This window comes from Pseudactinotalea sp. Z1748 (assembly GCF_049725185.1).
Taxonomy (GTDB): Bacteria; Actinomycetota; Actinomycetes; order Actinomycetales; family Beutenbergiaceae; genus CALKWS01.
This window is the reverse complement of sequence record NZ_JBMPQB010000002.1, coordinates 563,374-576,698: the sequence shown is the minus strand read 5'-3', so window position 1 is coordinate 576,698 and position 13,325 is coordinate 563,374. Positions and strand designations below refer to the sequence as shown.

Here is a 13,325-nt window from a genome sequence, read left to right as displayed (position 1 = left end):
ACAATCCATGCTCATCCGCCCTTCCGGGGCCGTTTATGCCTACCATTTGAACCGATGCCTTCCTCTTCCCCTGCCCGCGAGCACCCGAGCGCCAGCCGCCGGCACGCGGCTCGGCGCCCCCGGCGCCGTGGCCGCTACATGGTGGCGCTCGCCCTCAGCGGGTTACTCGCCTTCACCGGCGCGGGGATGGTGCTGGCCTATCAGAGCGTGCAGGGCAAGGTGGCCACCCACGATCTGGACGGGATCCTCGGCCGTGGCCAGGATGCCGCAGGCCCCGGCGGCAACGCCGGCGAGACTCCCGCACCGGATGATCCCCTGGACGGTCGCGCCTACAACGTGCTGGTGATGGGGTCCGATGCCCGCAGCAGCGAGAACGAGGTGGACTACGGCTTCGCGGCCGGGATGCGCTCCGACACCAACCTCATCGTCCATGTGGCCGCAGACCGGTCCCGGGTGGACGTGGTCTCCATCCCGCGTGACCTGCTGGTCGATGTACCCAGTTGCCCGCTGCCGGACGGGCGACAGACCGCCCCGATGAACGCCGGGTTCGACGACAACGGCACCCGGTTCAACGCCGCGTTCGCCTACGGCGGCCAGACCGGCGATGTGGCCTACGCCGCCGCCTGCACCATCCTGACCACCGAGGCGATGACGGGCCTGCACATCGATGACTTCGTGGTGGTGGACTTCGACGGCTTCGTGGAGGTGATCGACGCGATCGGCGGGGTGCAGATGTGTTTCGAGGACGACATCAACGCTCCGAAGGCCAATCTGGAGATCCACGCCGGCTGCCACCGCCTCGACGGCGACACCGCCCTGGGCGTAGCAAGGGCCCGGGTGGGTGTCGATGACGGCTCCGACATCTCCCGGATCGGGCGCCAGCAGCAACTCTTCAGCGCGATCGCCGATGAGGTGCTCGGATCCAACCTGGTCACCGACACCCCGGCGCTGTTCCGGTTCCTGCAGGCCACGGCCTCGGCGATGACCACCAGCGAACGTCTCGGCAACCTGCCCACCATGGGCGGGCTGGCCTACTCCCTGCGCCACCTGGACACCAGCCACGTCACCTTCACCACCGTTCCCTTCGACTGGGCCGGCAACGTGGTGGTCCAGAACGCCGATGGCGAACCGCTGTGGGAGTCCCTGCGCGACGACGAGCCGATGGTGCTACCCCCGGCCGACGAGGACGAACATGACTCGGACGATGTGGGGCCGGCGGATCAGGAGGCACCCGCGGACGGTCCCGCCGGCCGTGACACCGATGAGGGCACCCTGGACGCCCGGACAGACGAAGCCGACGACCTGCTCGCGGGCGCACGGGCATGAGCCAGCCCCCACGGCCTTCCCGCCGACCCCGGCTCAACCCACGACACGCCGCGCCCCGCCGTCGTCTCGGGCGGGCCCGTCCCGCCCCGCGCGGACCCGCCGCAGCCGCGGTCTTCGCCGCGGCCACCAACGCCTCCCCCACCACCCCTGGCTCCATCCGGCACGCCGCCGCGCGCCAGCAGCGCCGGCACGTGGCGCTGGTGGCGGTGCTGGCGCTGGGGATGTTCGTGACCTCCGGGGTGGCCTGGGCCTACCGGGACCTGGACTCCAACATCCAGACCCATGACATCGACGACCTGCTCGGGGACGAGCGTCCCGAACCCGTCGAGGCCCCGGACCCGGAGGACCCCCACGCCGGCCAGGCCCTGAACGTGCTGCTGGTGGGCACCGATGACCGCTCCGGGGAAAACTTCGAGATCGGCGGCGGCACCACCCCCGGAGTGCGTTCGGACACCGTGATCGTGGCCCACATCAGCGCCGACCGGGACCGGGTGGAGATGATCTCCATCCCCCGGGACTCCTGGGTCACGGTGCCTTCCTGCGAGATGCCCGACGGCAGCGCCACTAACCCCCGGGAGGGCAAGTTCAACGCCGCCTTCGAGATCGGCGGGCAGACCGGGGACGTGGGGTATGCCGCCGCATGCACGATCCGCACCGTGGAGGCACTGACGAACGTGCGCATAGACGGTTTCATCGCGGTGGACTTCGCCGGGTTCGTCAACGTGGTCGACGCCCTCGGCGGTGTGCCGTTCTGCGTGCCCGAACCGATCAGTGACCGCCAGGCTCATATCGAACTCGAGGCCGGTGAGCAGGTCCTCGACGGCGAGCAGGCACTGGGCTATGCCCGGGTGCGCAAGAGCCTGGGAGATGGCAGCGACATCCAACGCATCGACCGCCAGCAGGATCTGCTGGCCGCCACCGCCCGGCACGTGCTGGACCAGAACCTGCTCACCGACGCCGGCAAGCTCTACGCCTTCCTGGACGCGGCGACGTCCTCGGTAACCGCCTCGCGTGACTTCGGGTCGATCTCGGCCCTCAGCGGCCTGGCGTACGCGTTGCGCCACATCGACCCGGGTGAGATCACCTTCGCCACCGTCCCGGTGGTGGGCCGCGGGGATGGCGCGAACGTGGTGTGGACCGACGAGGCCATCGAACTCTGGGAGGCCGTCGCCGCCGACCAGCCCCTGCACGTGACCGAGGAGCAGGAGGAGGACCTTGTGGGTGCGGAGGCCGACGACGGCGCCACCGGGGCAGAGGGCACCGATGTCGATGGCGCGGACGCCGACACCGACTCCGCCTCCCCCGATGACGGCTCCACCGGGCCTACGCTCGATGGGTCCACAGCCGAACAGCAGAACGGACCATGCGGGTAAGCCGATGAGCCAGACGCCCCCTGAGGGAACATCACGTGGCGCCAGTTCCGGACGCCGTCCGGGCAGGCGCCCACCCGGTGCCTCCCGTGCCCGCAGTGGTGGGCCGGCCCAGCCACTCGAGGCTGAAGCGGCGGGCGTTTCCGGAAGTGCGGGCGCATCTGGGGGTGGACGCGGACCGGCCCGACGCCCACCCAGTTTCGCGCCGCGGTCACCCGCGGTACCGGGTGATCCGGGGCGGGCCGGCTCAGGCCAGGGTTACAGGCGTGGCGGTTCCGACCAGGGCGGCCCTCCGCCGTCGATCCCGCCGGGGGGTCGGCCACCGGCCGGACCTGATCGCACCCGGGTGATGCCGGCCGACCATCCCGCCGGTCAGCAGGCGAGCCACCGGCCCGCGGCGGCGCCGCCGTCGTCGTCGGTCCCGCCCTCTCAGCCTCCCACCCCGGTGGCACCTCGAAGTGGGCGCCCGCGCCGCCGTCGCCGGGGCCGGGGAGCGTTCCTGGCGTTCGTGCTGTTGCTGGTGCTGATCCTGGCCTGGCCGGTGGGCCTGCTGATCTGGGCGAACGGCAAGATCCAGCACGTGGACGCCGGGGAGTCCTCCCTCAGCACCGCCGGGACCACCTACCTGCTGGCCGGGTCGGACTCGCGCGACGACGATGAGAACTTCACCCACGACCCCACCGAGGGTCAGCGCGCAGACACCATCATGATCCTGACCGTGCCGCCGAGTGGGAACACCTCGCTGATCTCCCTGCCGCGGGACACGTACATGGAGATCCCCGGGCACGGCTGGAACAAACTCAACGCTGCCTACTCCTGGGGCGGGCCCGAGTTGCTGCGCGCCAGCGTGGAGTCCCTGACCGGCATCGAGGTGGACCACTACGTCGAGATCGGCATGGGCGGGCTGGCGAACGTGGTCGACGCCGTGGGCGGCGTGGAGTTGTGCCTGGACTACGACGTCTCCGACCGGGACTCCCGGCTGGAGTGGGAGGCCGGGTGCCACATCTCCGACGGTGACACGGCGCTGGCCTTTGCCCGGATGCGCGCGGCGGACCCAATGGGTGACATCGGGCGCACCCTGCGCCAGCAGCAGGTGATCCAGGCCATCACGTCCACCGTGGCCGACCCCGCCCTGGCGGTGCGGCCGGGCCAGCAGGTGGACCTGCTCGAGTCGGGCCTGGGGGCGCTGTACGTCTCGGAGAACAGCAACATCATCGACCTGGGCCGGATGGCTCTGGCCTTTCGCAATGCCACCGGCCCGGACGGAGTGCGGGGAGCACCGCCGATCGCCTCGATGAATCACCGCCCCGGTGGGGTGGGCTCCACCGTGCTGCTGGAGGACCATTACCCCGCCTTCTTCGCCTCCGTGGCCGATGGCAGCGTCGAGCAGGGCGACGTCGACGGCGACTGATCGCAGGGCTTACGTTACGACTGGCGCTGGACCATCCTGGACCGGGTGCCGGCCCTGGGCCCGGTGCACCATTCTGTCGATGATCGCCGCCGCGACGTCGTTGGGCTGGCCGTAGGCGGGGTAGTGGTGGATCGACAGGTTCGCGTTGGCGTTCAGTTCCAGGATGATCGCTCCGGCCGGGTCCTGCGGCGCGTTCACCATCAGATCGACACCAGCCACTCTCAAGCCCGGAACCACACGAACGGCTTCCACAGCGATCCTCTTCAACTCCGGATGCATCGAGGAGGTAACGTCGACGGACTCCCCGCCCTGGTGAATGTTCCCCACATTGTTCAGCAGTACCACCGCCCCTTCGGCAGGAACCGAGTCTCCGCTCATGCCCATCTTCCGGAGGTAGTGGTGGTCCACGACGATCGGGGTTCGCCCATGGTAGTCATTCAGACTCCGACGCTCAGCCTTGATGGCGAGCAGTTGGGTGATGGAGGAAACCCCGTCACCGATCACGTAGGCAGGTACCCGCGATGCCGCAGCGACCACCTGGTCCTCGACGACGAACGCGCGGATGTCCAACCCGGAGATCTGTTCCTCGACCACGATGCGATCTCGCCGACTCGTCGCCTCCTTCGCCTTGGTCCACGCCTGCCTGAACTCCTCCTCGTTGCTGATTCCGGTGGAGATTCCCCTGCCGGCCCGTCCCCCTGAAGGCTTGATGACCGCGTCGCGGCCAAGCCGGAACAGGTACGCCAACCCTTCGGAGACCCCGTCAGCAGCGAACGTGGCTCCCCGCGCCATCGGAAGCCCATGACGCTCCAGCACGACTCTCGTCGCATGCTTCGAGGCGCAGATCTGAGTCGCGAAGTAACTCGCCAGCGATGTGGTCAGCCGGCTCATCCCACCCACGGGCTCACCGTCGAGCAGGAAGTGGATGAGGTCTCCCGATCGGACGACCTCGAGCCCTCGTTCTCGAGCCGCTGCCACGATCGACTCCTTGTGCCCAGGCGCTGTCGGATACTCGTTGAACTCCGCGCCGGTGCCCACCACTCGACTCTCGATGAAGCCGGCGACGAGTTCTGCCGTACGGGCTCTCGGGCCTGCCTCGTCCACCACGCCGGCGGCCACGGAGGAGGTTCCAACCTGCTCGAGCGGGTCCTGGCTCTCCGGGTCCGGTTGGAAAGCATCCGAGATCGCTCCGGTCGCGGATTGGGCCTCGAAGGCAGATCGCTCTCGTTCCGCCTCAGGCCCGGTGCGCGCCAGCATCCGCTCCAAGCCGCGCACCTCACGGTGGCGCTTCAGCCTCTCCAGATGCTGAGTACGAAGTCCCGCCAGCACTTTCAAACCGATCAGGGCCAGTGCCCCGGAGTAGAGCACGAGCGCGAGGTGTTGCAGGATCCCCCAGTCTGCGGCCTTCTCGATGGTCAGCAGCAGCGTGCCGCAGCCGACCAGGCTCACGAAGACCAGCCCGGCCCTCGACCGGAGCGCTTGCAGCATCCCAGTTCCTCTCTTCATGAATTAGCAGTGACTCAGTCGGCAACAACCGATGTGAGGACGAGTTCGGCCGCGACTCCTCCCGCGACGATACCCGCGGCGCGTGCACGATCGAGCCGATACGACGGCCATGCGGGATCCGGTATGCCGCTCCACATGGCCCAGATGCATGGGCTCACCGAGCACCCTGCGGCGGCCAACGATCAACCGCGCTGCCGGGCGCGGGCAGGTGTGCTTGAGTAGATCCATGGCCCATACCAACGACGTCGACGTCATCCGCCGGTTGCTCACCACCCCTGGCCGGTGGGCCGTGGTGGGGCTGTCCACCAACACCGGCCGGGCGGCCTTCGGCGTCTCGGCCTACCTGCAACAAGGACTCGGGATGGAGATCGTGCCGGTGCACCCCAAGGCCGAGACGGTGCACGGCCAGGTCGGCTACACCAGACTCGATGAGGTGCCCGGGGACATCGACGTGGTGGACGTATTCGTCAACTCCACGCGCGCCGGGGACGTGGTGGACCAGGCCATCGCCCGCGGCGCCAAGGCGGTCTGGCTACAACTTGGCGTTATCGACGAGGCCGCGGCCGAGCGGGCCACCGCGGCCGGCTTGGACGTGGTGATGGACACCTGTCCGGCCATTGAGGGCCCACGCCTCGGGTTGGACTAGAGCCGAACCCCCCGCATGCCGGCGGCAGATCTCACCTAGGTTGCGCAGCCCGCTCCCCGCCCACCGATCCGGGCCGCCCGCGCTCGCCGTCCGCCATTACCCATAACCTGAGGTCCCATGGACACCGACTCCCTGCACGCCGCCCTGACCGACCTGACCCGGAAGGGCGAGTTCTCGGGGACGGTGCGCATCGACTCGGCCGCCCGCACCAGGTTCGAGGGTGCCTACGGACCGGCGTCCTACACCTGGAACGTCCCGGCCACGATGAGCACCCGGTACGACTGCGCCTCGGTCACCAAGCTCTTCACCGCGGTGGCCACCCTGCAACAGGTCGCAGCCGGCGCCTTCACGCTGCAGACCTCCGCGATCGACTACCTCGGCCTGACCGGCACCACCATCTCCCCCGCCGTCACGGTGCACCACCTGCTCTCCCACACCTCCGGCATCGGTGACGACGCCGATGAGGAGGCCGGGGAGTCCTACGAGGCGCTCTGGGTGGACACCCCGAACTACTCGGTGCGTCAGACCGCCGATTTCCTGCCGAACTTCGTCAACAAACCCGCCAACTTCGCCCCCGGCAAGGGTGCGCGGTACTGCAACGTCTCCTACATCCTGCTCGGGCTGATGATCGAGAAGGCCACGGGGCGCTCCTACCGCGACTACGTCGTCGAACACGTCTTCGGCCCGGCCGGGATGAGCCGCGCGGGATTCTTCGCCATGGACCGGGTGGTCCCCGACGTCGCCGAAGGCGTGGAGGCCGACGACGGCGGGTGGCGGCGCAACATCTATTCCTACCCACCGATCGGGTCACCGGACGGCGGCGCGCACGTGTGCGCAGCGGATCTGCTCGCCTTCCACCGCGCCCTGCGCGCCGGCGACCTGTTGCCGGCCGAACTCGCCGAGGCCATGATCACCCCGCATGCGACCCACTCGGTGGACCCCGAGGACGGCGTCGTCCACGCGATGGGCTACGGGTTCGAGATCTCCACCGACCCCGGCGCCGTGGTGCGTTCCTACTGGAAAGAGGGCGTCAACACCGGGGCCAGCGCGATGCTGCGGCACTACCCGGGCGCCGCCGTCACCGTGGCGGTGCTGAGCAACCTCGAGGACGGGGTCTGGGAACCGGTGGACCTGATCAACGATGCCGTGCAGTCGCTCTAACCGGTATCGCGTCGACCCTGGCACCCGCTGAGTTCGCGCCATCGGGACCGAGTGAGCGCCAAACGCCGTGCGCGTTCGGTCCAGAATCCGCGAAGTCAGCCTCGGCCGGCCAACTCCGAGCGGTGAACTACACCACGAACGTCCGGACCGGACCGGCGCCCCGAACGTCCCTTGCCGGAGGGGACCGGGACGCCCTTCCGGTGGTCACAGCCCTCTCCGTCTTCGGTGGCCGCAGCGCCCACCGGCCCGCATTAGGCTGCTCGGATGGACCCGTGGAGCGAGTTCGAGAGCGAACTCAACAACCGGTGCCGCGCTCTGGCGGACGGCACGTTCTTCATCGTCGAGGGCCCGGCGCGCACCAAGGAGCGCATCGCCGGGCTGTTCGGCCGGAAGCGGCGCACCCAGGAGGTGCACCTGTTCGCCCAGTACCTGCGGATGGGCAACGTGCTCTACGCCGAACTCGTCGGTGGTTCGCACATAGGCGGGGACTTCCCCTGGACCGACGCCGAGGACGCCGCCCTGCGCCGGCTGGGCTGGCAGGCCCCCGAGGCGGAGAAGGCGGCCCCGATGTATGGCGCCTACTTCCCTGCCCAGGCTCCCGCCGAGACCGACCTGTACCTGCCCGGCACCCTGGGTGAGGAGGCCGCCGCACTGGTGACGCACTCCCTGATGGAGGTCGCCGGCGTGGACGCACCGCAGGAACTGCGCATCGAACACGGGGCGCGGTAAGACCGACGACGGCCCTGGGGCTGGTCCCGAGGTCGCGCGCGGGTGGTGCCCGCGGTGCGGTGAGTGAGCGCGGCGAGCCGGGTGCGCCTGTGGCAACGAGAGAGAGTCTGCCCGCGCCGCTGCACGGCGTTGCCCCGGGCCAACGGGCCCGGTCGGCCGGCATCCTGACCGACCTGGATCCGGTGCCCGCGACCGGCGACTGACACCACCACCCGGCGTTCTGATTCTCCGCCCGCATTTCGCTGAACCGACCACTCCTCGACACCCGCGGTTCATCGAGACGGTGTGAAGTGAAGACGACCTGGAGCGAGGCGGCGGGGTCGCTCCAGCGGCCCTGACCTGCCACGTTCCCCCACGCGAGATTGTCAGGAGCGTGAGAGTGACGACACTCGGGCTCGCCGCGGCACCACCCGCGCAGGCACCGCCGGAGCAACCACAGATCAAGAAGCGTCCTTCGAAGACCATCCGACGACGCAACCGCAAAGAGGCAGGACTGTTCCTCCTGCTGATCCTTCCGAACCTGGCGGCCCTGGTGATCTTCGGGTACTACCCGGCGCTGTACAACTTCGTCCTGAGCATGACTGATTGGGACTTCGTCGCCCCCGCACCGACCTGGGTGGGGTTGGACAAGTACGCCGAGCTCCTCGCCGATCCCTCCTTCTACGAGGTACTGGCGAACACCGCGATCTTCACCGGGGTCTCCGTGTTCGGGACCATGGTGGGCGGCCTGGCCATCGGCTTGCTCCTCTCCCGCAAACTGCGGTTCACCGGGTTCACCCGCACCATGGCGTTCGCCCCGCACATGCTGCCCGGCGCCACGGTAGGAATCCTGTGGCTGTTCATGTTCGATCCCACCTACGGGTTGAGCCGGTGGTTCTTCAGCCTCTTCGGCGCCGCCTCACCGGCGTGGACCACCACCTCGGACTGGTCCTTATGGGCGATCACCATCGCCTACACCTGGCAACGACTCGGGTTCGTTGCGGTGATCTATTACACCGCCATCCTGGACCTGCCCCAAGACATTCTCGAAGCCGCCCAACTCGATGGCGCCGGAGCGTGGACGATGGGCCGGCGGATCATCCTGCCGCTGCTGGGACCGGTCAGCTTCTTCCTCATCGTCACCGGAGTGATCGCCTCCGCCCAGACCTTCGACATCATCGCCACCCTCACCGGCGGCGGCCCAGGAACGTCCTCCTCCACCTTGACCTGGATGATCTATGAAGAAGGCTTCCAACGCTTCGACGTGGGGCGCGCAGCAGCCACCGCCACGGTGCTGTTCGTGGTGCTCATGATCATCACCCTCATCCAGGTCAAAGTCATCGATCGACGGGTGCATTACACATGACGCTGCTTGCCCACCGCCCCGCCCCCACCCAGTCGGCGCCCCCGGCGCAGGGGCCTGCCACACCCCGCCGCCCGCGCCGGTCCCGCCCGCGCGGAGCCAAACGTCCGCTACCGGTGACGATCCTGTTCTACGCCCTGCTCGCTGTGGTCCTGGCGATCTTCGTGGTCCCGGTGTACTGGCTGTTCTCCTCAGCGATCAAACCCGAATGGGAGATCTATACCTACCCCCTGCAATGGATCCCCACCACCTTCGAGTGGGAAAACTTCGTGCGGGCCTGGAACGCGGTGCCGTTCGACCGGTTCTTCGTCAACTCCCTGATCGTGACCACGGTGGGTACAACCCTGGAGATCTCCGTGGCGGTACTGAGCGCCTACGCGTTCGTGTTCGTGCTGTTCCGCTTCAAGACCCCGCTGTTCCTCTTCATGGTCGGTTCGATGATGCTGCCCGGGCACATCACCTTGCTGGTGAACTACATGACGATGGGCAACCTGGGCTGGATCAACACCTACCAGGGTCTGATCCTGCCGGGCATCGGCAGCGCATTCGCCATGTTCCTGCTCTATCAGCAGATGCGGCAGGTACCCAGCGAACTGGTCGATGCAGCGATGGTCGACGGCGCAGGTCACCTGCGCCGGATGCGCAGCGTCGTGCTGCCCATCTGCACCCCGATGCTGCTCACCTGCACCCTGATCGTGTTGATCGCGAAGTGGAACGAGTTCGTCTGGCCACTGATCATCACCACCACCAGCACCATGCGCACCCTGCCGATCGGGTTGCTGTTCCTGCGCAGTGAGGAGGGCTACACCAACTGGGGGTCGATCATGGCCGGCACCCTGATGGTCGCCCTGCCGATGTTGCTGATCTTCTTCCTCGCCCAGAAACGAATCATCGGGGGCCTGACCTCCGGTGCGTTGAAGGGCTGATCCACGGGCGGGGCCGGCCGATGCGCTGCACCGGCGGGCCCGAAGCACCCAGCCCATCTCGGTCACTGTCCGGTGCCGAGAAGTTTCCCCTGCAAGAAAACAAGAATGGAGCACATTCGTGCGTACTGATCTGAACCTTTCCAGGCGAGCACTGCTCAGCGCCCTGGGTATCGGCGCCGCCGGACTGGGCCTGTCCGCGTGCAACACCCCGACCTCGGCCGGGCAGAGCGCAGCAGGCGATGAAGACCTCACCCGCTCTGGATTCAGCCAGGCTGACGTCAACGTGCCCTCGCGCTACCAAGGCCGCACGGCCATCCTGTTCTGGGCCCCGTTCACCGGCGTGAACCTGGAGGCCCTGGAGAATCAGCTCACGGCGTTCAACGAGTCCCAGGATGACATCTATGCCGCTGCGGAGTCGGTGGGCAACTACGCCGACCTGAACACCCAGTTCACCGCCGCCTTGCAAGCCCGGCAGGTCCCGGACATCGTCTGCTTCCCCGAGATGCAGTGGCTGCAGTTCTATTTCGCCGGTGCCCTGGCCCCGATGGACCGGCACTTCGATTCCGAGTGGTCCCTGGACGTCTACATGCAGAACTACATCAGTGAGGGGATCGCCGCGGGCCAGACCTACGTGGTGCCGTTCGCCCGTTCCACGCCGCTGTTCTACTACAACAAGGAACGCTTCGTGGAACTGGGGCTGCCGGAAGAGGGACCGGGCACCTGGGAAGACTTTGCCGAGATGGCACCGGCACTGGGCGAGGTTCAGGTCCAGGGCCAGCCCCTGGCGGCGATGGCCTTCGGTAGCGGTGACGCCTGGTATGGCAACTCCCACATCTGGACCTGGGGTGGGCGCTGGTCGGACGATAACCTGCAGGTGACCGCCGACCAGGAGGCCACCTATGAGTGGCTGAATTGGAAATCACGGTTCATCCACGACAACGGCTTCGGCTACCTGGCCCAGTCGCCACTGACCGACTTCAACACCGGTTTGGCCGCCGCCGCGCACGGTTCCACCGCCTCTCTGCGAGGTGCCACCGAGGCGGCGCAGTTCGAAATCGGAACCTCCTTCCTGCTCGGCAAGGACTCCGTCGGGCCCGAGGTGCCCACCGGCGGATCGGGTCTGTCCATCGTCAAGGCCGAGTCGAAGGAACGCCAGGACGCCTGCGCCGAGTTGTTCCGTTTCCTTGCCCGACCGGAGCAGTCGGCGCAGTATCACATCGACACCGGTTACGTCCCGATCGTGCAAGCGGCCCACGACCACGACCTGGTCAAGGACCAGGTGGCACGCGACCCCAACTACGGCACCGCCCTTGCCCAGTTGCCCAACGCCCGCACGGTCGATGAGGTGACCTGGTTCCAAGCCGGAACCCAGGAAGTGTCCCGCGCGATGGAGCGGGTGTACGGCGACAACGCGGACGTGGAGGTCGTGGTGCAAGACCTGCACCGGGAGCTCAGCGCAATCCTGGACGCCAACCGGGCCGACATCGAGGAGGTGCTGTCATGAGCCGCCGCAAACTTCTGGTGGTCTCCATCGATGCGATGCACACCGACGACATCCCCTTCGCGGCCACGTTGCCGGCCTTCGCCCGCATTCTGCAGCGCTCGGCGGTAGCGGAGGTGGAGGGCATCTACCCCTCCGTCACCTACCCCAACCACACCGCCCAAACCACCGGGTGCCCCCCGGCGAGGACCGGGATCTTCAACAACCTGCAGTTCCAACCCGGACGGGGTGATGCCTCGGAGTGGTTCTGGGACGCCCGGATGATCAACGTGCCCACCATCTTCGCCGCCGCCCGGCAGGCTGGACTGAGCACCGCCGCGGTGCAATGGCCGGTGACCGGCAAGGATGAGAACATCGACTGGTTGGTGCCGGAGATCGCCTGCCCGCAGGTTTTCGACGGGCTGGAGGATCAGTACCGCCAGACCACCAACGCCGCCAGCCTGAACAAGTACATCCTGCCGCACCTGCACCTGGTGGATGAGGATCGGCGCAAGGGCAAGTACTTCCCCTTCGTCAACGCCTTAGCCCCCCTGATCCTGCGTACCGAACAGCCGGATGTGATGTTCGTGCATCTGGTGGAGGTGGACACCGCCCGGCATGCCGAAGGAAGTTACGGCCCGCATGTGCAGCAGGCCTTGCGGGAGGTGGACGACACCTTGGGCAACCTCCTGGCGGCGCTGGAACAGACCGGGGACCTGGAGCGAACCAACATCGTCCTGACCTCCGACCACGGGCACATCGACACCGAGCAGCACACCAACCTCAACACGATCTTCGCTGAGCGCGGTTTGTTGCGGGTGGACCCGAACGGTTCGTTGGTGGATTATGACGTGATCTGCCTGGGCGCGGGGTTGTCAGGGCAGTTGTTCCTCGCCGAGGACACCACTGCTGAGCGCCGCGACCAGGTGGAGCAGTTGCTGGCCGAGATCCAGTCCGATCCGCGAAACCGGATCGAGCGGTTCTGGACTGCCGCCGAGGCCCGGGAGTTGTACGGGTTGGATGGCCCGTTCACCTGGGTGGTCGAATCTGAACCCGGAGTGGTAGTGGGGATGCGCTGGGACCGCCCTGAGATTCAACGCAAGGGTGAGGCCGGTTATCCCGCGCCGGTGGGCGCCCATGGGCACGCCCCACGCCACGGCGGTCAGCCGGTTTTCATCGCCACCGGCCCGGACTTCCGTGCCGGGGTGGACCTAGGCCGGCGCAGCATGCTGGACCAGGCTCCCACTTTCGCTGCGGTGCTCGGCGTGGATCTGCCCCACGCCGAGGGCAGGGTGCTCACTGAGGCACTGCAGGTCGAGGTTCCGGCCTGAGGATGAGTCCGCGATGACCGGTACTGCCGGCCCTGGGAGAACGGCCTGAGTGCAGTCCCAGCGTCGAAGGTACCGGTCATCGACTCAACCCACGACT

At 67.7% G+C, this 13,325-nt stretch carries 11 protein-coding genes; 10 read left to right on the top strand and 1 reads right to left on the bottom strand.

The genetic code is table 11. The annotated features are described in order from the left end of the window. Positions 1 to 54 precede the first annotated feature (54 nt). The 3 genes from ACO0LU_RS07040 to ACO0LU_RS07030 all read left to right on the top strand — a co-directional run bounded on the left by ACO0LU_RS07040 (position 55) and on the right by ACO0LU_RS07030 (position 4,107). Positions 55 to 1,326, top strand: a complete 1,272-nt coding sequence (locus tag ACO0LU_RS07040) for an LCP family protein (protein ID WP_424790685.1) — start codon at positions 55 to 57, stop codon at positions 1,324 to 1,326. After that, a complete protein-coding gene (locus ACO0LU_RS07035; protein ID WP_424790684.1) occupies positions 1,323 to 2,699 on the top strand; it encodes an LCP family protein in 1,377 nt (458 codons plus the stop codon). The genes ACO0LU_RS07040 and ACO0LU_RS07035 overlap by 4 nt, the downstream gene beginning before the upstream one ends. A 442-nt stretch (positions 2,700 to 3,141) precedes the next feature. Further along, positions 3,142 to 4,107 carry an LCP family protein gene (locus ACO0LU_RS07030; RefSeq protein WP_424790683.1) on the top strand — a complete coding sequence of 322 codons (966 nt, stop codon included), beginning with the start codon at positions 3,142 to 3,144 and terminating at the stop codon, positions 4,105 to 4,107. Positions 4,108 to 4,116: 9 nt separating this feature from the next. Here the strand turns inward: ACO0LU_RS07030 and ACO0LU_RS07025 are convergent, their stop codons facing one another. Beyond that, positions 4,117 to 5,595, bottom strand: coding sequence for a hypothetical protein (locus tag ACO0LU_RS07025; protein ID WP_424790682.1), 1,479 nt, complete (start codon positions 5,593 to 5,595; stop codon positions 4,117 to 4,119). Between the two features lie 244 nt (positions 5,596 to 5,839). On the opposite strand from ACO0LU_RS07025, the gene ACO0LU_RS07020 reads away from it, so the two are divergent. The 7 genes from ACO0LU_RS07020 to ACO0LU_RS06990 all read left to right on the top strand — a co-directional run bounded on the left by ACO0LU_RS07020 (position 5,840) and on the right by ACO0LU_RS06990 (position 13,228). Next, entirely contained in the window at positions 5,840 to 6,259 is a 420-nt protein-coding gene (locus ACO0LU_RS07020) for a CoA-binding protein (protein WP_424790681.1), read from the top strand. 117 nt (positions 6,260 to 6,376) lie between these two features. Then, positions 6,377 to 7,420 carry a serine hydrolase domain-containing protein gene (locus tag ACO0LU_RS07015; RefSeq protein ID WP_424790680.1) on the top strand — a complete coding sequence of 348 codons (1,044 nt, stop codon included), beginning with the start codon at positions 6,377 to 6,379 and terminating at the stop codon, positions 7,418 to 7,420. Positions 7,421 to 7,684: 264 nt separating this feature from the next. Next, positions 7,685 to 8,149 (top strand): TY-Chap domain-containing protein, encoded by a 465-nt coding sequence (locus ACO0LU_RS07010; protein ID WP_424790679.1) that lies wholly within the window; start codon positions 7,685 to 7,687, stop codon positions 8,147 to 8,149. 379 nt (positions 8,150 to 8,528) lie between these two features. Then, positions 8,529 to 9,494: a carbohydrate ABC transporter permease gene (locus ACO0LU_RS07005; RefSeq protein WP_424790678.1), complete on the top strand. Its 966-nt coding sequence runs from the start codon at positions 8,529 to 8,531 to the stop codon at positions 9,492 to 9,494. After that, a complete protein-coding gene (locus tag ACO0LU_RS07000) occupies positions 9,491 to 10,417 on the top strand; it encodes a carbohydrate ABC transporter permease (protein WP_424790677.1) in 927 nt (308 codons plus the stop codon). Before ACO0LU_RS07005 ends, ACO0LU_RS07000 begins: the two co-directional genes overlap by 4 nt. Positions 10,418 to 10,535: 118 nt before the next feature. Continuing rightward, a complete protein-coding gene (locus tag ACO0LU_RS06995) occupies positions 10,536 to 11,921 on the top strand; it encodes an extracellular solute-binding protein (RefSeq protein ID WP_424790676.1) in 1,386 nt (461 codons plus the stop codon). Then, positions 11,918 to 13,228, top strand: coding sequence for an alkaline phosphatase family protein (locus ACO0LU_RS06990; protein ID WP_424790675.1), 1,311 nt, complete (start codon positions 11,918 to 11,920; stop codon positions 13,226 to 13,228). Before ACO0LU_RS06995 ends, ACO0LU_RS06990 begins: the two co-directional genes overlap by 4 nt. Positions 13,229 to 13,325 lie beyond the last annotated feature (97 nt).